The following is a 19452-nucleotide window of genomic DNA, read 5'->3' on the forward strand; positions in this document are numbered from 1 at the left end:
GGGGACTACTCCTTGGCCGCCAGATTCACAACTCGGTTGGAGCGATCCACCGGGCGCACTTGCTGGCCCTCATGGAGTACATGCACACCTGCGGCGATCACCCAGTCGGTGGGGCTCAAGCCTTCGAGCACCGGCACGGTTTTCTCGCCAAACGCGCCGATGCGCACCGGGGTACGTTTGAGTGTGTTGTCCGGTTGCACGCGCCAGACGTAGGACGCGCCGTTCTCTGCGCTGAGGGCCGACAACGGCACCGACAGCGGAATCACGCCGTCGGCCTGGACGAATACGCGGGCACTCTGGCCCAGTTCGGCGGGGACTTTACCGCCGGTGAAGGCCACACGGGCGGCAAAGGTGCGGGATTTGGGATCTGCCGCGGGGGACAACTCACGGATGCGCCCGGCAAAACGCTGGTCGGGCTGGCTCCACAACTCCACCGACACCGGTTGGCCGATTTTGAAACGGCCGAAGCCTTGCTCGGGCAGGCTGATCAACACTTCACGCTCGCCGTCGGTAGCCAGGGTGAACACCGTCTGGCCTGCGGACACCACTTGGCCCACTTCAACCGCGCGCTTGGCGACCACTCCGTCCTGGGGCGCCCGCAACACGGCATAGCCGGCCTGGTTGCTGGACACGTCAAACTCGGCCTTGATCTGCTTGAGGCGTGCTTCACCGGATCGGTAGAGGTTCTCAGAATTGTCGTACTGAGAGCGGCTGACCATCTGACGGTCCATCAAGGTCTTGTAGCGGTCGCGCTCGGCGCGCACCAGGCTCAGGTTGGCCTCGGCGGCGGCCACCTGCGCGCGAGTGGCTTCCAGTTGCAGGCGCACGTCCTGAGGGTCGAGCTCGGCCAGCGGTTGGTTGGCCTTGACCCGTTCGCCTTCCTCCACCAGGCGCTTGCTGACTTTGCCACCGATGCGAAACGCCAGGTCCGGCTCGTAGCGCGCCCGCACCTCGCCTGGGTAGCTGTCCATCGCCTGCGCCGACGGCTGCGGTTGCACCACCATGGCCGGGCGGACAGTGGTCTGGGCCGCTTCTTCATGGCCGCAGGCGGCCAAGAGGAAAACCAGGCTGGCAGGCAACGCAAGGGGCAGGAAAGTACTGCGCATGCTGAAGGACCTTTCGCAAATGGAGCTAGGAATAATTATACTGGCGGGTATGTTATTAATACCAAACTCACCAGTCCAGTATTAAAGGTGAAAATGTCCGACAATCCCATCAACACCAATAGCCCCGGGCGTCCCAAGGACATGGCAAAACGCCAGGCTATCCTCGAAGCCGCGAAAATCCTGTTTTTGAGCAATGGCTACGCCAGCACCAGCATGGATGCCGTGGCGTTGGAAGCCGGCGTGTCGAAGCTGACCGTCTACAGCCACTTCACCGACAAAGAGACGTTGTTCACCGCCGCCGTCGTGGCGACGTGCGAGGAACAGTTACCGGTGATGTATTTCGAATTGCCCGAAGGCATGCCCGTGGAAACGGTGCTGCTGAATATTGCGCGGGGCTTCCATCGGCTGATCAACAGCGAGGAGTCGGTGAACCTGCATCGCCTGATGATGACCACCGGCAACCAAGACGTGAAGCTCTCGCAGATCTTCTTCGAAGCGGGCCCGATGCGCATGCTTCAAGGTATGGAGCGCCTGCTCAGCCGGATCGACCAGAGCGGCGCCCTGAGCATCGACAAGCCGTTTACGGCAGCCGAGCACTTCTTCTGCCTGCTCAAGGGCACGGCAAATTTCTGTCTGCTGTATGGCTGTGGCGGTCACCTGAGTGAGGAAGCCGCCGAGGCGCATGTGCAGGATGTGGTGGGGTTGTTTATGCGGGCGTATCGCCCCTGAGACCGCTATCGCCGGCAAGCCGGCTCCTACAAGGGCTGCACATTTCCGTGTAGGAGCCGGCTTGCCGGCGATGAGGCCCTAAAGGCCAACAAAGAATCAGGCCTTGAGCGCCTTCTTCGGATAAATGTCATACCGGCTGGATTTCCCATCCAGTGCATGGCTCGGCTTGGGCCCTTCAATGCACGGCGCCTTGCGCGGGCGCTTGACCACCACCCGGTGGCTGGCCAAGGCCAGTGCTGCGGCCAGCAACGCAGGGGCATCCGGATCATCCCCCACCAAAGGCCGGAACAGGCGCATTTCCTTCTTCACCAAGGCAGTTTTCTCACGATGAGGAAACATCGGATCGAGGTAGATCACCTGGGGCGGCTCGCCTTCCCAGTCGCGCATCACCTCAATGGAATTGCCCTTGAGCAGCTTCATGCGTGCCACGATGGGGGCCACTTCAAAATCGTCCGCACCGCGTGCCAGGCCGTCTTCGAGCAAAGCGCCAATCAGCGGTTGACGCTCGATCAGGCTCATGTCGCAGCCCAGGCTGGCCAGCACGAACGCGTCCTTGCCCAAACCCGCCGTGGCATCCAGCACCCGTGGGCGCACGCCCTGGGCAATGCCGACCGCCTTGGCGATCATCTGCCCGCTGCCACCGCCGTACAACCGCCGATGCGCCGCGCCACCTTCAACAAAGTCCACCCGCACCGGCCCCGGCGCGTCAGGCCCGAGCTGTTGCAACTGCAGGCCCTGTTCACCGACTTGCAGGGAAAAGTCCGCATCCGCCAGCGCTAACGGCAAGCCAAGTCGCGCCGCCCATTGCTCGGCAAGGGCCTGGAAACCTTCGGCCAAGGCTTCGACCTGAATGCGGCTGGCCGCTGGTTGTTCGCTCATCAATCGCTACGCTCAAAAATATTAAGGATCGGCAAACAACGGCCGATAAAAACAACAGTCAGGTATTTTGCCAGAGCTGAGCGTCGACCGAGAAAAATGTCAGACATTCTTCCCCTAACCATCGGTGTACTGCCGACCCACAACCACTACGGCCTGCGCAATACTCAAGCGCTGGCCGGGGTGAGCCATGTGTGGCAGGACTTCTTCGCCCGCGCACTGGCCGAGCAGCTTGGCGAAACGCCGGACGCGCTCGCCGCCAAGGCGCCAGCACCGGCGGACCCCGCGGTAGAACCGCGCGAAGGCGCCGACCTGCTGTCGCAGATCCTCACCCAGCGTGAGTGCGACGTGACAGACACCGAAATCGCTCCGCCTGAGCCGTTGTTCCTGCCAATCGCCGAGTTCGAAACCGATTTGCTGCCACCGGCCGCGACGCCATTCCCGCAGGAAGAAATCGTCGCGCAACAACGCCAACAGAATTTCGAAAGCGAATGGGTCCGCCCGCTCGTATTGAATGCAGGCCAGCCGCTGCCAGAACCAGGCCCGGCACCCGACCCGCGCCCCCTGCACCTGCCGATTGCCGAGTTCGAACTGGACCTCTTGCCACCGGCTGCAACCCCGTATCCCACCGAAGAGCTGGTGGCACAACAGAAGGCCTTGGACTTCGACTACTACTGGGCGCGCCCGCTGGTCACCCAGAACCTGCGCCTGGCCGCCTGATTCACCCCTTGAAAAAAGCGTTGGCCTGGCTGAAGGGCATCTTGCGGTCGGTAAACGTGAAAGTGCCCAACTCATACACCTCCTGCGCTGCACGGTAAAACTCGCCATAGGCCGCCAAGGCCAGGGCCGAGCCGACGCTGATACGCCGCACCCCCATCTCGCTCAGTTGCGCCACGCTGAGGTTCAGCCCACCGGACATCAACACGTTCACCGGCTTGGGCGCGACCGCCTTGACCACCGCCAGCACCTCTTCGGCACTGCGCAACGCCGGCGCATACAGCACGTCAGCACCGGCTTCGGCGTAGGCTTGCAGGCGGCGAAGGGTGTCGGGCAAATCCAGGCGACCGTGCAGGAGGTTTTCCGCGCGCGCCGTCAGCGTGAACGGGAACGGCAAGCTGCGCGCGGCAGCAACCGCGGCTTCTACGCGCTCGACGGAGAGGTCAAAAGGATAGATCGGGTCAGCGGCAATGCCGGTGGCGTCTTCGATCGAGCCGCCCACAATGCCGGTGGCCGCAGCCCGCAGAATGGTCTGGGCACAGCCTTCGGGCGTATCGCTGAAGCCGTTTTCCAGGTCCGCCGCCACTGGCAGCGAAGTCGCCCGGGCGATGGTGCCGGCGTTGCCCAGGGTGTCTTCAAGGGACAACGCCCCTTCTGCATCCGGCCGGCCGAGGCTGAAGGCAAAACCCGCACTGGTGGTGGCCAGGGCTTCGAAGCCAAGGCTGGCCAGCATGATCGCGGAGCCCGCATCCCACGGGTTGGGCATCACGAAGGCACGCTCACGTTCATGCAGGGCCTTGAAGGTTTCGGCGCGAAGGGTTTGGGCATCCATGGCTGACTCCAGGCGAAAAAGGAGCCTTAGAGTAACCCCAGTTGCTCCGCAGCGGGTTCCCGATGCAAGGTCGGCAACGCTGGCAAACCGGGCAGGCGCGCCATCAGCTTGTCGTGAAAGCGCAGCGCCAGTTGGGCGGCGAGGCGGTTATCCGAGGTGTGCAGGAAGACGTAGGGCGTGCGCCCTTCTTCGATCCAGGTGGCGATCTTTTCAACCCAGGGGATCAGGAACGGATCGTTGGCTTCCAATTCCGGATGGCCGATGAAACGCACCTGTGGGAATTGAGTGAGCGCTGCCGGACGGGGCGGCACCTTGGGCTTTTTCGATTGGGCATGCAGCACCGCCGCCGAAGTCGAGGTGCAACTGAACAACGCGCGCGGATCGAGGCAGATGCGCTCCACACCCCGGTCACGCAACAAGCGGTTGAGCATGCGCTCGGCATCGCCTTTGGCGAAGAACTCCGGATGGCGTACTTCGACTGCCAACGGCCGCTCAAGCCCATCGATAAACCCGGCCAGTTCGCCAAGGCGTTGCGGCGAGAAACTCGCCGACAGTTGCAGCCACAGCGGTGAAACACGCTCCCCCAACGGGCTCATCAAACCGACAAAGCTTTCGGCAGCCGGCAACTGTTCGCGCAAGTCGCCACCATGGCTGATATCACCCGGGAATTTGGCGGTGAACCGAAAATCATCGGGCATGATTTCGGCCCAGCGCTGCACCGTGGCGGCCGAGGGGCGAGCGTAAAACGTGGTGTTGCCTTCAACGGCGTTGAAGACTTGGGAATACAGGCCAAGGTAATCGCTGGACCGGGCATCGGCGGGGTACAGGTACTCGCGCCAGGCGTTTTCACTCCAGGACGGACAGCCGATGTAGTAAGGCAGGCGCATCAGATGTGGATATCGAGACCCAGCACTTCCATATCCCATTCGACAAAACCGGCGGTGGTCAGGTAACTGGCCAGGGCGGTGGCGACGCTTTTGCTCATGGAGCGGGGGAAGACCATGTCTTGCTGACGTGCGGGAAGGCCGCTGATACGCGCTTGGGCATTGGCTTGCGCATCGGACTGGACTTCGATGAAGTCCGGCGAATCCTCGACGGAATCGTCCACCGTAGCGTTGGCCTTACGCGGCTTGCGCTTGATCGGGTACGACTGTGAGGATAAGCCATCAATACGCATGGGCGCGAACTCGCTATCAGTAATGGCATTTTGGCAGCACTGTCCGTAGTGCGCAAATGCTCTGGTGATAACTAGAACACATAATTTGAAAAAGGTTTAAAAGCGCGGGCAAATTCTGACGATTGGTGAAATTAACACCAAAATGCCAGCATTTTTGGCGTCAAATAATCCCGCGTTCGGCCTTGGTCTGCGCCACTTTATCGCGCAGATAAACCGGTGCCGCCTGGTCGGCCGGGATGGCTTCGCCGCGGTCGAACGCAAAGCGCGCCAGGGCCAGCAAGTCTTCAGCGTGGGGCAGCATCGTGGCGTCCTGGCCAACCGTTTTAACACCGATGCGCTCGCCATACCCCCAACCGGTGCCAGCACCGAACCAGTCACCGCTGGCATCCTGCGGCAGTGTCGACGCCTCGGGCGCCTGCACGGCCTCCTCGCCTACCAGGCGCATCTCCCCCGCCGTTTCGCGGTAGCAGCCCCAATAGACTTCGTCCATGCGCGCATCGATTGCCGCTGCCACTTGCTTGGCGCCGTGTTCACGCAAAGCGCGCTGTGCCAACACCGCCAGGTTGGACACCGGCAACACCGGACGCTCCAGCGCAAACGCCAGGCCCTGCACCACACCGATGGCAATGCGCACACCGGTGAACGCGCCCGGGCCACGGCCAAAGGCGATGGCGTCCACGGCTGACAGGGTGGTGCCGGCGTCTTCCAACAGTTGTTTGATCATCGGCAACAGCTTCTGCGCGTGCAGGCGCGGGATCACCTCGTAGTGGCTCGTGACCTTGCCGTCGTGCAGCAGGGCAACGGAGCAAGCTTCAGTCGCGGTATCCAGGGCCAACAGGGTGCTCATCGGTGCGGGTGTCCAGGTCGAAAAAAAGTGCGCCAGTATAAACAACAACGGCCCGCAAGCGGGCCGTTGTCTGTGAAGCCGACCGAAGGGTCAGCTCAACGCTTGCAGCACCTTGGCGGTGATGGCTTCTACCGAGCCAACGCCAGGGATGTGGCTGTACTTCGGCTTGCCCTGGGCTGCAGACAGCTTCTGGTAGAAATCCACCAGCGGCTTGGTCTGGGAATGGTAGACCGACAGACGATGACGCACGGTTTCTTCAGTGTCGTCTTTACGCTGCACCAGGTCTTCGCCAGTGACGTCATCCTTGCCTTCAACCTTTGGCGGGTTGTAGGCGGTGTGGTACACGCGGCCCGAGGCTTCGTGAACACGGCGACCGGCAATACGCTGGACGATTTCTTCGTCTTCAACGGCGATTTCAACCACAGCGTCCAGCTCGACGCCGGCCTTCACCAGGGCTTCAGCCTGGGGAATGGTGCGTGGGAAACCGTCGAACAGGAAACCGTTCTTGCAGTCTTCCTGGCTGATGCGTTCCTTGACCAGGTTGATGATCAGGTCATCGGAGACCAGGCCACCGCTGTCCATCACGCTCTTGGCGATCAGGCCCAGCTCGGTGCCGGCCTTGACGGCAGCGCGCAGCATGTCGCCCGTGGAGATTTGTGGAATGCCGAATTTTTCAGTGATGAACTTTGCCTGAGTACCTTTACCGGCCCCGGGAGCTCCCAGCAGAATGACGCGCATCGATGTGCTCCTCAATTTTTTATAGAGATGACGCTCGGATTCGCCGCATGGGGCCAATCTCGTAGAAATGGGTCCAGGCCGATCAAACGGCCAAAGGCTGATCAAGATACACAGCGGGCCCTCACCATACAAGCCGCCAAAAGTCGCAGGAACCCTCGTCGGGCATACGCCACAGGCAGGGTGCGCCTGGGTGCAACCCCGACCTGCAAACGCAGGCCGCCCCTCTCGGGACGGCCTGTATGCTTCATCTGCAAGCTATTGAGAACACGCAAGAAACCTCAACCGGTGTTGCGCAACCCGGCGGCAATACCCGCCACAGACACCAGCAGCGCCTGTTCCAGAGGGCTGTCCTGCGCCGCTTCCTTTTGACGTGACCGCGCTAGCAACTCGGCCTGCAGCAGGTGCAAGGGGTCGAGGTAGGTGTTGCGCAGGCGGATGAACTCCAGGGTGTCTGGGCTATGGGCCAGCAGTTGCGACTGGCCAGTCAGGCCAAGCACCACGCTGCACGCCTGCGACAATAGGTCGCGTAAGTGCGCACCTAACGGCAGCAAGTCTGGTTGCACCAAACGTTCGTCATAAAGCTGAGCGATGTCGGCGTCGGCCTTGGCCAGCACCATTTCCAGCATGTCGATGCGGGTACGGAAGAACGGCCAACGCTCACGCATCTGCTCCAGCAACTCGCCTTCGCCGCGCTCCAGCGCCTTGCTCAGCGCCGCCTCCCAGCCCAGCCAGGCCGGCAGCATCAGGCGGGTCTGGGTCCAGCCGAAGATCCACGGAATCGCACGCAGGCTTTCAATCCCCCCGGCACGCCGCTTGGCGGGGCGGCTGCCCAGCGGCAAGCGCCCCAGTTCCTGCTCAGGGGTGGATTGGCGGAAGTACTCGACGAACTGCGGATTTTCCCGCACCACGGCGCGGTAGGCGCTGACCCCATCTGCCGCCAATTCATCCATCAAATGGCGCCAGGCCGGCTCCGGAGGAGGCGGTGGCAGCAAGGTGGCTTCCAACACCGCCGCCAGGTACAGGTTGAGGTTCTGCTCGGCAATGTCCGGCAGGCCGAACTTGAAGCGGATCATCTCGCCCTGCTCGGTGGTGCGGAAACGCCCCGCGACCGAACCCGGTGGCTGCGACAGGATCGCCGCATGGGCCGGGCCGCCGCCACGGCCAACGGTGCCACCGCGGCCGTGGAACAACAACAGTTCCACCTGTTGCTCACGGCAGATATCCACCAGGCTCTCCTGCGCGCGGTACTGCGCCCAGGCCGCTGCGGTGGTGCCAGCGTCCTTGGCCGAGTCGGAATAGCCGATCATCACTTCCTGCGGGCCTTGCAAGCGTGCGCGGTAACCCGGCAATTGCAGCAGCCGCTCCATCACCGGCCCGGCGTTATCCAGGTCGGCCAGGGTTTCGAACAACGGCACCACGCGCATCGGCCGTTGCACCCCCGACTCTTTAAGCAGCAATTGCACCGCCAATACGTCCGACGCCGCCCCCGCCATGGAGATGACGTACGACCCCAGCGAAGCGGCCGGTGCAGCGGCAATTTCCTTACAGGTGTTCAAGACTTCAGCCGTGTCTGCCGACGGTTTGAAGTAGCCCGGCAGCAACGGCCGACGATTGGCCAGCTCCTGGGTGAGGAAGCTGATACGCGCCTCCTCATCCCAGTCTTCATAGCGGCCCAGGCCCAGGTAGTCGGTGATTTCGGTCATGGCCGCGCAATGACGGCTGGAATCCTGGCGCACATCCAGGCGCACCAGGAACAGGCCAAACGTCACCGCGCGGCGCAGGCAATCGAGCAACGGGCCGTCGGCGATCACGCCCATGCCGCACTCATGCAGCGATTGGTAGACCAGCTCCAGCGGGTCCAACAGGTCGCGGTTGTTTTGCAGCACATCAGCCGGCGCCACGGTGTTGGAGGTCAACGCGGTGTGCGCCCATTGCCGGGTGGCGCGCAGGCGTTCACGCAGCTGCTTGAGCAGCGCGCGATAAGGCTCGACGCTGTCGCCGACCTTGGCTTGCAGGGCCGGGCTGGCCTGGCGCATCGACAACTCCGAGGCCAGGTGATCGACATCACGCAGGTACAGATCGGCAGCCATCCAGCGCGCCAGCAACAACACCTCGCGGGTGACAGGCGCGGTGACATTCGGGTTGCCATCACGGTCGCCGCCCATCCACGAGGCAAAGCGGATCGGCGCCGCCTCCAACGGCAAACGCAGGCCCGTCGCGGCGTGCAGCGCCTGGTCGGCCTTGCGCAGGTAGTTGGGGATGGCGTGCCACAGCGAATGCTCGATCACCGCAAAGCCCCACTTGGCCTCGTCCACCGGGGTGGGCCGAATGCGGCGGATTTCTTCGGTGTGCCAGGCTTCGGCAATCAGCCGTTGCAAGCGCTCGCGGATCTGCTTACGCTCGGCCGCGGTGAGGTCGCGATGGTCCTGCAGCGCCAGTTGCGCGGCGATCGCATCGTATTTCTGGATCAGGGTACGGCGAGCAACTTCGGTGGGGTGAGCGGTGAGCACCAGCTCGATGTCCAGCCGCGCCAACTGGCGGGCCAGGGATTCGTTGCTGTGGCCTTCGCTCTGCAAACGTGCCAGCAACTCGGGCAACACACGGGACTCAAACGGTGCCGGTTGCGTCTCATCTCGCCGGTGAATCAATTGGTACTGCTCGGCAATATTGGCCAGGTTGAGGAACTGGTTGAACGCCCGCGCCACGGGCAGCAGTTCGTCTTCCTGCAACTGGTTGAGGCTGGCGCTCAATTCATCGCCAGCACCATGACGGTCGGCCTTGGCGCCTTTGCGAATCTGCTCGATCTTGTCGAGAAACTCATCGCCGTACTGCTCTCGAATGGTGTTGCCCAACAGCTCACCCAGCAGGTGAACATCCTCACGCAAGCGTGCATCGATATCACTCATCAGCCAATCTCCAGCCAGAAATCCGGGACGCGCAGGGTTTCCAGAGTGCCGCCAGCATCCATTTATGACAAGACTTTAAACCTTGTGGGTTGCAGCTAGTCTCAACACTACGTCGCCTGTGTTTATCCACGCGGGCGGCGGGTCACTCATCACCGCCTGCTATCGCGGGCTTTATTGAGGTTGCCATGAAAATTCGAGAATTGGCCCAACAGTGGGAAGAGAATGCCAAGGGTCGCCTGACCAAGACTGAATACGCGATCCACCTGGACGTGGAATCTGCCGCACGCCTGGCGGCGATCGCCGAAATGTACCCCAAGCGCCGCACCGAAGAGCTGCTCGGCGAGCTGATCGGCGCCGCCCTGGAAGAGCTGGAAGCGAGCTTTCCCTACATCAAGGGGCAACAGGTGATTGCCACCGATGAAGAGGGCGATCCGCTGTACGAAGACGTCGGCCCTACGCCGCGCTTTCTCACCTTGTCACGGCGCTATCTACATGATTTGTCAGCCAGTGCTGACGAGAAGAAGCACTGATAAACATCCGCTGAATCCCACCTGACCCGCGTATTCCGGGCCTCACAGAGGCTCGGTGTACCGCTGCGCGCCTTGAAAGTTCCAACTTTTATACGCTGACCAAACAGTCAGATATTTTTTTAGGCAAATCGCCATCTTCTCTGAACTATTCAAAAAAGCCTTCGGTCACACCGAGTAAGCCATCACTTGGAACAGCCGTTTGAAAGGCGCCACGCGCATCACTGCCGGGCCCTCGGCCGCTGACCACCTGAGATGGATGTTGATGTTTTTCAGGAGTTATCCAATGGAGTTGAAGACGATGAAGACCAGCACTGCCAAATCCTCGTTTAACCACCTGCGCGGGCTCAAATTGGCCGCGCTGGCAATCGGCACCAGCTTCGTTCTGGCGGGCTGCGCCGGTAACCCGCCGACCGAGCAATACGCGGTCACCCAATCGGCGGTCAACAGCGCCGTCAGCGCCGGCGGTACCGAATACGCCGCCGTGGAAATGAAGTCGGCCCAGGACAAGCTCAAGCAAGCCGAAATCGCCATGCACGACAAGAACTATGACGAAGCCCGTCGCCTGGCCGAACAAGCCGAATGGGACGCTCGCGTCGCCGAACGCAAGTCCCAGGCCGCCAAGGCTGAACAGGCTGTGAAGGACTCCCAGAAAGCTGTTCAGGAGCTGCGTCAGGAAGGCATGCGCCCGGCTGTTATCCCGCAGCAATAAGCCGCCGCCCCTGATTGCATTGCACCCGATATCGAATTGAAAGGACGACACGACTATGCGTAAACAATTGATGATCCCTGCCCTGCTGGCGATGAGCGTTGCCCTGGCGGCGTGCTCCACCCCGCCGAACGCGAACCTGGAAAACGCACGGACCAACTTCTCGTCCCTGCAGACCAACCCGCAGGCCACCAAGCTCGCGGCGCTGGAAACCAAGGACGCCAGCGAATGGCTGGACAAGGCTGACAAAGCCTACCGCGACAACGAAGACCAGAAGAAAGTCGACCAACTGGCCTACCTGACCAACCAGCGCGTTGAAGTGGCCAAAGACACCATCGTGCTGCGCGAATCCGAAGCCAAGTTGAAAAACGCCGGTGACGAACGTGCCCGCGCCCTGCTGCAAGCCCGTGACGCGCAGATCAAGCAACTGCAAGACAGCTTGAATGCCAAGCAGACCGATCGCGGTACGCTGGTGACCTTTGGTGACGTGCTGTTTGCCACCAACAAGTCCGACCTCAAGTCCAGCGGCCTGGTGAACATCACCAAGCTGGCGCAGTTCCTGCGCGACAACCCGGACCGTAAAGTGATCGTCGAAGGCTACACCGACAGCACCGGTTCCGATGCGTACAACCAGAGCCTGTCGGAGCGCCGCGCGGCATCCGTGCAACGTGCACTGGCGCAACAAGGTGTGGATATCTCGCGCATCGTGACCCAGGGTTATGGCAAGGAATACCCGGTTGCCGACAACGGCAGCGTATCGGGCCGCGCCATGAACCGCCGTGTGGAAGTGACCATTTCCAACGACAACCAGCCGGTCAAGCCACGGTCTTCCGTCGCTTACTGAGTCGTCCCGGCGCTAAAAAAACCCACCTTATGGTGGGTTTTTTTTGGCTAGCCAAAGGTGATGGGAACGTCCGCCTCGTCCGGCAGTTCGATTGCCTTCACGCCATAGGCATTGTCCGAGAGTTTCTCCAACAGCTCACTGAGCGCATCGGCTTGTGCATCCTCACGCTCCAGCGCCTCCTGCCCCCTGGCCATATCCAGCATGTTGCGTATCGCGCCAATGGTTATCGCCACCGTCCCTTCCCCCGTTCTGCAAAAGTTACCAGGGGATCTGTGGCGTCTTGCGCAATACGGTTCCAGATATTTCCAAAATCGGCGTTATTGCTCCAGCTGTGGCGTCTCCTGGCCCATGCAACGCACCGCTTGCTTCTTGTTGTTCACCAGCACGCCGCTGAGGCCTTTTTGCTCGGTGTCGAACATCACCAGCACGCCATCGACGCACTGCGCCACTTGTGCGGCCGGGGTCAGGGAAATCTTGTAGTCCTCGCCGGGGATGGTCTTGAGCAGGGTGAAGTCGCTGAGCAGCAACGCGTCTTCCGGCTTGGCGAAGTGCAGGTAACCGTAGTACCACAGGCAACCGACTGTGCCGATGATGGTGCCGATACCGGTGAGGATCAGCGGGATCATATTGCGTTCTTCGCTCATTGCGGGCTCTCTGATGAATCAATGTTAGGAAGGGGGTAATTCGGAATCTCGCCCAGGCGGCGCAGGCCGTTGAAGTGCTGTGGGTCGTCCAGATAACGCAGCATCACGGTTTGCCAGGTCTTGTCGGCAAAGGTCTGCACATGCCCGCCCCGGGTCAGTTGCAGCACCCTGGGTGGTGGCGCGGCCTGGTACAGGCGGATGCCGTTGGACAGCGGCACGATCGGATCATCCAGGCTGTGGAACAGCAACTTCGGCACACCGGTCAGCTGCGGCATGGCGTTGATCGCACTGTCGGCGTCCGGCACCAGCCAGGACAAGGGCACCTGGAAAGGCCATGTTAACCACGAGGTGCTGAGGGCGAATTGTCCTACGTCACGATAACTGGCCGGCACGCCGTCCAGTACCAAGGCCTTTATCCGGGGCTGGCGCTCGGGGTGGGCCGCCAGGTAATGCACCGCCAGCGCACCGCCCAGGCTCTGGCCCAGTACGATCACCGGCTGGCCTTGGGTTTCAGGCGCCTTGTCGAGCCAGTTGAACGCCGCATCGATGTCCTGGTAGATCGCTGGCAATGACGGCTTGCCTTCGGACAGGCCATAACCACGATAGTCCAGCAGCAGCACCTGATAGCCCTGCTCCGGCAACCACCAGCTCCCCCCCAAGTGCCAGGCCAGGTTGCCGCCGTTGCCATGCAGGTGCAGCACCGTGCCCTTGAGCGGCACGCCGGGCTTGGCCGGTAGCCACCAGGCGTGCAGCTTCACGCCGTCGGCGGTGACCACAGTGACGTCGCGGTAGGCCAAGTGGGCTTTTTCCGGCGTGAACGGCAGGCCGGGTTCGGGGTAGAACAGCAGGGAGCTGCAGCCGTTCAAAGTGAGTAGCAGGCATAGAATGCCGAGGATTCTCATCCGTTGAAACCTCGTAATTGAGAGCGCAGAAGGTCACCTGTAGGCGCCGGCTTGCTGGCGATAACGGTGTATCAGTCGCCGTTGCTTTAGCTGAAAGACCGCTTTCGCAGGCAAGCCAGCTCCCACATTTTTGAACCGGTTTCGTCAGCCTGAACCAGCAAAACCCACATTTTGGTTCGGTTTCGTCGGCCACAACCACTAACCCTGTAGGCGCCGGCTTGCCGACGATGGCGTTTTTTCAGCTAAAACACGGGTGGCTGATGCACCGCTATCGCCGGCAAGCCGGCTCCTACAGGGTGATGGGGTGCCGTCAGAGGATATTGGAGTAGTCCGCCTCGATCCGGTCCAGGCTCAAGTGGTTGAGGAAGTTGGAGAAACACATCCAGGCCGCCAGTGCATTCATGTCGCGGAATTGTTCCGGCAGGTACTTAGGCGGCACCACCAGGCCTTCATCCACCAATTGGCGCAGGGTGCGCATGTCTTCCAAAGTGGTCTTGCCGCAGAACAGCAGCGGCACTTGCTCCAACTTGCCTTTGCGCACGGCCAGCTGGATGTAGTTGTAGACCATGATAAAGCCCTTGAGGTAGGACAAATCCTTGGTAAACGGCAGACCGGTCGGCACCGAGCCACGGAAGACGCGACTGGCGTTGCCGTAGCTTTCGGCCATTTCAAAGCCTTGCTCGCGGAAGAATTCGAACACCTGCAGGAAGTCGGCGCCCTCCTCCACCATATGGATGGCGCGGGTGCGGTTGGTGAGTTTGCGCAGGCGACTCGGGTAGGAGGCGAACGTGATGATCTCCATCAGGATCGCCAGGCCTTCCTGGGTCACGGTGGACGACGGCGGGCCCTTGGACAGAAAGGTGCAGATCGGCTGGTTCTGGCCGTTGAGGGTGGTGCCGACGTGCACCAGGCCTTCATGCACTTCCAGGGCGCGCACATCGCGGTCATTGAACATCGCGTCGGCGCGAATCTTGATGTAGTCGGCACCCGCCGCAGCGTCGGCGACGATACCGTCGGACTCGAACACGCGGATGGTCTCTTCGGCTTCGCCGAACACCTTGTTCAGGCGGGTTTGCAACAAGCTGACGGCGTCCTTGGCGGTGAGGGTCTTGGCCTCATCCTTCAAGTCGCCGCGGCCGTCGATGTTGTTGAGGTAGTCGGAGAGCATCAGGCCCAGGTCGGCCAGCGTCGGGTCGCCGGCGTGAAACGCATCGGACGCGGCGCCGTACAGCTCCTGGGAAATCAGCCCGAAGTCCTCGGTGCCGCGCGCTTCGAGCATGCGCACCACCATGCGATATTCCTTGCACATGCGGCGCATGATCTGCCCTACCGGGCTGAACTGGCCGAGGCGACGGGTGATGTCGCGCTCGATGTTCTGGAACTCCAGCTTTACCGCGCTGGAATCGAACGACAGCGGCCGGTTCAGGTAGTAATCACGGTCTACGGCAGGCATGGCCTTGCCCTTGGCCTTGAGGAAACCCTGGCGAATGTTCTCGTCCCACTTCACGGCGTCGAGGACGCGAATCGGTGTTTGCGCCAGCACAATGCGATCAGACAAGGTGCGTATCGTCTGCTGGTAATCGTCCACCCGTTGCTTCCTCTTTAAACGTTATTTGCCCGAGCGCTGGTAGCGCACGGCTTCAACGAACACATCGGCATTGGCCGGGTCATCCAGGTAGGCAAACACCTGGTCCATGGGGCTGTCGACCACGACACCGGCACCTTCGACGGTGTCCACGGTGGCGCCATGCAAGGCCTTCTGGCCGATGGCCTGGTGGATCTGCTCCAGGTCCAGGTTGTAGACCACTAATTCGTGTTTTTCGTCGAATTCGAAGCCGGCCAGGATGTAATGCCCACCGAGTTTTGCCGGCAACGCTGCCGACAAATACCAGCGGCTGCCGTGGCGCGACACGGTAAACAGGTACTCATCGCGCTGGCCCGGTTTGCCTGTAGGGTAGCTCACGGCTTTGTAACGGTGATCACCGGCGGCGGTAATGTGCAGGTTGAGCGGTTCGCCCCAGGCGTTTTTGCTGGCCCACTGGCCGATCAGCCCGGACGGCGCGGCTTCGTGGGCCGGCAGCGGGTCCTTGAAGGTCACCAGGCAACCGCTCAGTAGCAGGAACGATAAGGCGATTACCGCGACGCGCCAGGTTTTCATCAAGTACTCCACGGGTGGTATAGGGTGAACCGCTTTATGTGGGAGCGGGCTTGCTCGCGAAAGCAGTGGTTCAGCCAAACATGTATCGACTAACACTGCGCATTCGCGAGCAAGCCCGCTCCCACACAAAGCAAATCCCGTCTTCGTCTAGACCGAGGCCAACACCAAATGCATGTAACGCTTGAGGATCTCAAGCATCTCTTCACCGGTCAGAGGCTCTGCGCCGCCCAGCAGGCCCTGATATTCCATCCGACTGATTATCGCCGTCAACACTTTGGCATCCTGTTGCGGCTCTCGAGAGCCCAATACCTGGAAAAACTGCCCAGTGCCCTGCAGCAGGATTTGTTGGTGGGAGCGCACCAGCTCCGCCAGGCGCGGGTTCAGCAGGGCTTCCTGGCGAAAAGCCAGTTCAGCCATCAGGTGTTCGCGGCGGTTGGTCAGTTGGCGCATCACGTAGTCGGCGGTCAGGCGCGCAATGTCATCGGCCAGTTGCGAGCGTGACTGCGGGCTGCCATCACCGTAGGCGACCATCTCACGCAGCAGCCCTTCGTTGCGCACCCACAGCTTGCCCATGAAGGCGGCGCTGCGTTCGACGTACTGGGCGAAGGTATCGGTGAGCAGGTCGTCGATGTCCTTGAAATAGTAGGTCGTGGCCGACAACGGCACCCCCGCCTCCGCCGCCACCGCCCGGTGACGTACCGCACGCACGCCTTCGCGGACCACGATGCGCATGGCCGCATCGAGAATGTCTTGCCTGCGTTGCTCGCTGCCCCGGCGACTGGCCTTGCGGCCCTGGTACTGGACACTTTCAGCCACGGCAGCCGCAATGCCGGCGGCGCCTTCTTGAGCCATTACGCGGTTCACGACACACATCCTTGAATAGATCAAAACCTGGCGCTGTTCGCTTGACGCTTATTAACGCCACATAAAAAAGCCGCCTTATAAAAGGCGGCTTCGGATTTCGCTACGGTTACGCTTGTGGCCGCATGTGCGGGAACAAGATCACGTCGCGGATCGACGGCGAGTTGGTCAACAGCATCACCAGGCGGTCGATGCCGATACCTTCACCGGCCGTTGGCGGCATGCCGTATTCCAGGGCACGCACGAAGTCGGCGTCGTAGTGCATGGCTTCGTCGTCGCCAGCATCCTTGTCGGCCACCTGGGCCATGAAGCGCTCGGCCTGGTCTTCTGCGTCGTTAAGCTCGGAGTAGGCGTTGGCGATTTCGCGGCCGCCGATGAACAGCTCGAAACGGTCGGTGACGTTCGGGTTGTCGTCGTTGCGACGGGCCAGCGGCGACACTTCGAACGGGTACTGGGTAATGAAGTGCGGCTGTTCCAGCTTGTGCTCCACCAGTTCTTCGAAAATCATCACCTGCAGCTTGCCCAGGCCTTCGAAGCCCAGCACCTTGGCGCCGGCTTTCTTGGCAATGGCACGGGCCTTGTCGATGTCGTTGAGGTCGTCGGCGGTCAGCTCAGGGTTGTACTTGAGGATCGAGTCGAACACCGACAGGCGCACGAACGGTTCGCCGAAGTGGAACACCTTGTCGCCGTACGGCACGTCGGTGCTGCCCAGGACCAGCTGTGCCAGCTCGCGGAACAGTTCTTCGGTCAGGTCCATGTTGTCTTCGTAGTCGGCGTAGGCCTGGTAGAACTCCAACATGGTGAATTCGGGGTTGTGACGAGTGGAAACGCCTTCGTTACGGAAGTTGCGGTTGATCTCGAACACTTTTTCGAAGCCGCCAACCACCAGGCGCTTCAGATACAGCTCTGGCGCGATACGCAGGAACATTTCCATGTCCAGCGCATTGTGGTGGGTTTCGAACGGCTTGGCTGCGGCACCACCGGGGATGGTTTGCAGCATCGGGGTTTCCACTTCCAGGAAGTCACGCTTCATCAGGAAGCTGCGGATGTGGGCGATTACTTGCGAACGTACGCGGAAGGTCTGGCGTACTTCTTCGTTGACGATCAGGTCAACGTAGCGCTGGCGGTAGCGTTGCTCGGTGTCGGTCAGGCCGTGGTGCTTGTCCGGCAGCGGGCGCAAGGACTTGGTCAGCAGGCGCACGCTGGTCATTTCAACGTACAGGTCGCCCTTGCCGGAGCGGGCCAGGGTGCCTTCGGCCGCGATGATGTCGCCCATGTCCCAGGTTTTCACCGAGGCCAGGGTTTCTTCGGACAGCGTCTTGCGGTTGACGTAGACCTGGATGCGACCGGTCATGTCCTGGATCACCATGAACGAGCCACGGTTGAGCATGATGCGACCTGCCACCTTGACCGGGATCGCAGCCTCTGCCAGCTCTTCCTTGGTCTTGTCCGCGTACTGTTTCTGCAAGGCATCGCAGTAGTTTTCGCGGCGGAAGTCGTTGGGGAAGGCATTGCCCTTGGCGCGCTCGGCAGCAAGCTTTTCCTTGCGCAGGGCGATCAGGGAGTTTTCTTCCTGTTGCAGGGCTTGCGGGTCGAGTTGTTGGTCGCTCATGTCTTTAGATTTTCCATCAGGTTCGTTGCCCCCGGCCTGCGGCCGGGGATCGCCGGCAAGCCGGCTCCTACAGGGGTGTTACAGGCCTGATTTCAGGCTGGCTTCCAGGTATTCGTCGATGTCGCCGTCGAGCACCTTGTCGCAGTCGCTGCGTTCGATGTTAGTGCGCAGATCCTTGATCCGCGACGCATCGAGCACATAGGAGCGGATCTGGTGACCCCAGCCGATGTCCGACTTGGTGTCTTCCAGCGCTTGCGACGCGGCGTTGCGTTTCTGCATTTCCTGCTCGTACAACTTGGCCCGCAGCATTTTCATGGCGGTGTCCTTGTTGGCGTGCTGGGAACGTTCGTTCTGGCAGCTGACCACGGTGTTGGTCGGTACGTGGGTGATACGTACGGCCGAGTCGGTGGTGTTTACGTGCTGACCACCGGCACCGGAGGAACGGTAGGTGTCGATCCGCAGATCAGCCGGGTTGATCTCGATTTCCACCTTGTCGTCGATCTCTGGCGAGACGAACACAGCGGAGAACGACGTGTGGCGACGGTTGCCGGAGTCGAACGGGCTCTTGCGCACCAGACGGTGCACGCCGATCTCGGTCCGCAACCAGCCAAAGGCGTATTCGCCCTTGATGTGCACGGTCGCGCCCTTGATACCGGCGACTTCACCGGCCGACAGCTCCATGATGGTCGCGTCGAAACCGCGTTTGTCCGCCCAGCGCAGGTACATGCGCAGCAGGATGTTGGCCCAGTCCTGGGCCTCGGTGCCACCGGAGCCGGCCTGGATATCCAGGTAAGCGTTGTTCGGGTCCATTTCATGGCTGAACATGCGGCGAAATTCAAGCTTGGCGAGGTTTTCCTCGAGACGGGCCAGCTCGGCGACGACATCGCCCACTGCGCCTTCGTCGTTTTCTTCGACGGCCATGTCCAGCAGGTCACGGCAATCGGCCAGACCGGTGTTCAGTTCGTCGAGGGTGTCGACAATCTGCGCCAGCGCAGCGCGCTCGCGGCCCAATTCCTGGGCGTATTCAGGTTTGTTCCAGACGCTCGGATCTTCAAGCTCGCGATTGACTTCGGTCAGACGCTCATGCTTTTGATCGTAGTCAAAGATACCCCCGAATAGTTTCGGAGCGCTCGGACAGGTCCTTGATGGTGTTAAGGATCGGGTTGATTTCCATGGCGGGCAGCACTCGTTGGCGAACTTTTGAAAGCCGGCGAGTATAACGGGAAATGGGGGGGAGCGGCAGCCCGCTGGGCGAAAAGGGTTGGGG

At 61.3% G+C, this 19452-nt stretch carries 21 protein-coding genes; 5 read left to right on the top strand and 16 right to left on the bottom strand.

Annotated features, from left to right (window positions below):
* Positions 1-5: 5 nt before the first annotated feature.
* On the bottom strand, positions 6-1106 hold the full coding sequence (locus HX803_RS03690; protein WP_178919055.1) for an efflux RND transporter periplasmic adaptor subunit: 1101 nt from the start codon (positions 1104-1106) through the stop codon (positions 6-8).
* Between the two features lie 93 nt (positions 1107-1199).
* Between HX803_RS03690 and HX803_RS03695 the strand changes: the two genes are divergently transcribed.
* Positions 1200-1835, top strand: a complete 636-nt coding sequence (locus HX803_RS03695; RefSeq protein WP_178919056.1) for a TetR/AcrR family transcriptional regulator — start codon at positions 1200-1202, stop codon at positions 1833-1835.
* A gap of 96 nt (positions 1836-1931) precedes the next feature.
* Here the strand turns inward: HX803_RS03695 and HX803_RS03700 are convergent, their stop codons facing one another.
* The gene (locus HX803_RS03700) at positions 1932-2714 is read right to left on the bottom strand and encodes a class I SAM-dependent methyltransferase (RefSeq protein ID WP_178919057.1); all 783 of its coding nucleotides are present in this window, start codon (positions 2712-2714) and stop codon (positions 1932-1934) included.
* A gap of 96 nt (positions 2715-2810) precedes the next feature.
* Here HX803_RS03700 and HX803_RS03705 point away from each other — a divergent pair, with 96 nt between their 5' ends.
* Complete coding sequence (locus HX803_RS03705; RefSeq protein ID WP_178919058.1) at positions 2811-3431, top strand: energy transducer TonB; 621 nt, start codon at positions 2811-2813, stop codon at positions 3429-3431.
* 1 nt (position 3432) lies between these two features.
* Here HX803_RS03705 and HX803_RS03710 read toward each other — a convergent pair whose 3' ends face one another.
* The 6 genes from HX803_RS03710 to ppc all read right to left on the bottom strand — a co-directional run bounded on the left by HX803_RS03710 (position 3433) and on the right by ppc (position 9928).
* Positions 3433-4260, bottom strand: a complete 828-nt coding sequence (locus HX803_RS03710) for an oxaloacetate decarboxylase (protein ID WP_178919059.1) — start codon at positions 4258-4260, stop codon at positions 3433-3435.
* Between the two features lie 26 nt (positions 4261-4286).
* Entirely contained in the window at positions 4287-5147 is an 861-nt protein-coding gene (locus HX803_RS03715) for a DUF72 domain-containing protein (RefSeq protein WP_178919061.1), read from the bottom strand.
* Positions 5147-5437 (bottom strand): hypothetical protein, encoded by a 291-nt coding sequence (locus HX803_RS03720; protein WP_178919063.1) that lies wholly within the window; start codon positions 5435-5437, stop codon positions 5147-5149. Before HX803_RS03720 ends, HX803_RS03715 begins: the two co-directional genes overlap by 1 nt.
* 160 nt (positions 5438-5597) lie before the next feature.
* Positions 5598-6284, bottom strand: coding sequence for a tRNA (adenosine(37)-N6)-threonylcarbamoyltransferase complex dimerization subunit type 1 TsaB (gene tsaB / locus HX803_RS03725; protein WP_178919065.1), 687 nt, complete (start codon positions 6282-6284; stop codon positions 5598-5600).
* A gap of 90 nt (positions 6285-6374) precedes the next feature.
* Positions 6375-7022: an adenylate kinase gene (adk, locus tag HX803_RS03730; protein ID WP_178919072.1), complete on the bottom strand. Its 648-nt coding sequence runs from the start codon at positions 7020-7022 to the stop codon at positions 6375-6377.
* A 278-nt stretch (positions 7023-7300) separates the two neighbouring features.
* Positions 7301-9928 (bottom strand): phosphoenolpyruvate carboxylase, encoded by a 2628-nt coding sequence (ppc, locus tag HX803_RS03735; protein WP_178919074.1) that lies wholly within the window; start codon positions 9926-9928, stop codon positions 7301-7303.
* A gap of 185 nt (positions 9929-10113) precedes the next feature.
* Here ppc and HX803_RS03740 point away from each other — a divergent pair, with 185 nt between their 5' ends.
* The 3 genes from HX803_RS03740 to HX803_RS03750 all read left to right on the top strand — a co-directional run bounded on the left by HX803_RS03740 (position 10114) and on the right by HX803_RS03750 (position 12008).
* A complete protein-coding gene (locus tag HX803_RS03740) occupies positions 10114-10458 on the top strand; it encodes a pilin assembly protein (protein WP_176999373.1) in 345 nt (114 codons plus the stop codon).
* Positions 10459-10756: 298 nt separating this feature from the next.
* Positions 10757-11167 (top strand): DUF4398 domain-containing protein, encoded by a 411-nt coding sequence (locus HX803_RS03745; RefSeq protein WP_178919075.1) that lies wholly within the window; start codon positions 10757-10759, stop codon positions 11165-11167.
* Positions 11168-11222: 55 nt separating this feature from the next.
* A complete protein-coding gene (locus HX803_RS03750; protein ID WP_178919077.1) occupies positions 11223-12008 on the top strand; it encodes an OmpA family protein in 786 nt (261 codons plus the stop codon).
* A 47-nt stretch (positions 12009-12055) separates the two neighbouring features.
* Here HX803_RS03750 and HX803_RS03755 read toward each other — a convergent pair whose 3' ends face one another.
* The 8 genes from HX803_RS03755 to prfB form a co-directional block, all read right to left on the bottom strand.
* Positions 12056-12241 carry a hypothetical protein gene (locus HX803_RS03755; protein WP_178919079.1) on the bottom strand — a complete coding sequence of 62 codons (186 nt, stop codon included), beginning with the start codon at positions 12239-12241 and terminating at the stop codon, positions 12056-12058.
* Positions 12242-12325: 84 nt separating this feature from the next.
* Positions 12326-12652 (bottom strand): hypothetical protein, encoded by a 327-nt coding sequence (locus HX803_RS03760; protein WP_178919081.1) that lies wholly within the window; start codon positions 12650-12652, stop codon positions 12326-12328.
* Positions 12649-13554, bottom strand: coding sequence for an alpha/beta hydrolase (locus tag HX803_RS03765; protein ID WP_178919083.1), 906 nt, complete (start codon positions 13552-13554; stop codon positions 12649-12651). The genes HX803_RS03760 and HX803_RS03765 overlap by 4 nt, the downstream gene beginning before the upstream one ends.
* 310 nt (positions 13555-13864) lie before the next feature.
* Positions 13865-15142: a flavohemoglobin expression-modulating QEGLA motif protein gene (locus HX803_RS03770; RefSeq protein WP_178919085.1), complete on the bottom strand. Its 1278-nt coding sequence runs from the start codon at positions 15140-15142 to the stop codon at positions 13865-13867.
* 21 nt (positions 15143-15163) lie between these two features.
* The gene (locus tag HX803_RS03775) at positions 15164-15712 is read right to left on the bottom strand and encodes a hypothetical protein (protein WP_178919087.1); all 549 of its coding nucleotides are present in this window, start codon (positions 15710-15712) and stop codon (positions 15164-15166) included.
* 147 nt (positions 15713-15859) lie between these two features.
* Positions 15860-16576 (bottom strand): TetR/AcrR family transcriptional regulator, encoded by a 717-nt coding sequence (locus HX803_RS03780; protein ID WP_176999365.1) that lies wholly within the window; start codon positions 16574-16576, stop codon positions 15860-15862.
* 106 nt (positions 16577-16682) lie between these two features.
* A complete protein-coding gene (gene lysS / locus HX803_RS03785) occupies positions 16683-18185 on the bottom strand; it encodes a lysine--tRNA ligase (RefSeq protein ID WP_008431110.1) in 1503 nt (500 codons plus the stop codon).
* A 78-nt stretch (positions 18186-18263) separates the two neighbouring features.
* Positions 18264-19359, bottom strand: a protein-coding gene (prfB, locus tag HX803_RS03790; protein ID WP_098465888.1) for a peptide chain release factor 2 whose coding sequence is annotated in 2 segments (ribosomal slippage) — positions 18264-19286 and positions 19288-19359 — 1095 coding nt in all. Because the reading frame shifts where the segments join, the coding sequence is not laid out codon by codon here.
* Positions 19360-19452 lie beyond the last annotated feature (93 nt).

The organism is Pseudomonas sp. P7548 (genome assembly GCF_013386585.1).
GTDB lineage: Bacteria > Pseudomonadota > Gammaproteobacteria > Pseudomonadales > Pseudomonadaceae > Aquipseudomonas.

Excerpts from the sequence above, each read along its gene's own strand:
- HX803_RS03690 (WP_178919055.1), bottom strand. The coding sequence starts at position 1,106 with ATGCGCAGTACTTTCCTGCCCCTTGCGTTGCCTGCCAGCCTGGTTTTC.
- HX803_RS03695 (WP_178919056.1), top strand. The coding sequence starts at position 1,200 with ATGTCCGACAATCCCATCAACACCAATAGCCCCGGGCGTCCCAAGGAC.
- HX803_RS03700 (WP_178919057.1), bottom strand. The coding sequence starts at position 2,714 with ATGAGCGAACAACCAGCGGCCAGCCGCATTCAGGTCGAAGCCTTGGCC.
- HX803_RS03705 (WP_178919058.1), top strand. The coding sequence starts at position 2,811 with ATGTCAGACATTCTTCCCCTAACCATCGGTGTACTGCCGACCCACAAC.
- HX803_RS03710 (WP_178919059.1), bottom strand. The coding sequence starts at position 4,260 with ATGGATGCCCAAACCCTTCGCGCCGAAACCTTCAAGGCCCTGCATGAA.
- HX803_RS03715 (WP_178919061.1), bottom strand. The coding sequence starts at position 5,147 with ATGCGCCTGCCTTACTACATCGGCTGTCCGTCCTGGAGTGAAAACGCC.
- HX803_RS03720 (WP_178919063.1), bottom strand. The coding sequence starts at position 5,437 with ATGCGTATTGATGGCTTATCCTCACAGTCGTACCCGATCAAGCGCAAG.
- tsaB (WP_178919065.1), bottom strand. The coding sequence starts at position 6,284 with ATGAGCACCCTGTTGGCCCTGGATACCGCGACTGAAGCTTGCTCCGTT.
- adk (WP_178919072.1), bottom strand. The coding sequence starts at position 7,022 with ATGCGCGTCATTCTGCTGGGAGCTCCCGGGGCCGGTAAAGGTACTCAG.
- ppc (WP_178919074.1), bottom strand. The coding sequence starts at position 9,928 with ATGAGTGATATCGATGCACGCTTGCGTGAGGATGTTCACCTGCTGGGT.
- HX803_RS03740 (WP_176999373.1), top strand. The coding sequence starts at position 10,114 with ATGAAAATTCGAGAATTGGCCCAACAGTGGGAAGAGAATGCCAAGGGT.
- HX803_RS03745 (WP_178919075.1), top strand. The coding sequence starts at position 10,757 with ATGAAGACCAGCACTGCCAAATCCTCGTTTAACCACCTGCGCGGGCTC.
- HX803_RS03750 (WP_178919077.1), top strand. The coding sequence starts at position 11,223 with ATGCGTAAACAATTGATGATCCCTGCCCTGCTGGCGATGAGCGTTGCC.
- HX803_RS03760 (WP_178919081.1), bottom strand. The coding sequence starts at position 12,652 with ATGAGCGAAGAACGCAATATGATCCCGCTGATCCTCACCGGTATCGGC.
- HX803_RS03765 (WP_178919083.1), bottom strand. The coding sequence starts at position 13,554 with ATGAGAATCCTCGGCATTCTATGCCTGCTACTCACTTTGAACGGCTGC.
- HX803_RS03775 (WP_178919087.1), bottom strand. The coding sequence starts at position 15,712 with ATGAAAACCTGGCGCGTCGCGGTAATCGCCTTATCGTTCCTGCTACTG.
- lysS (WP_008431110.1), bottom strand. The coding sequence starts at position 18,185 with ATGAGCGACCAACAACTCGACCCGCAAGCCCTGCAACAGGAAGAAAAC.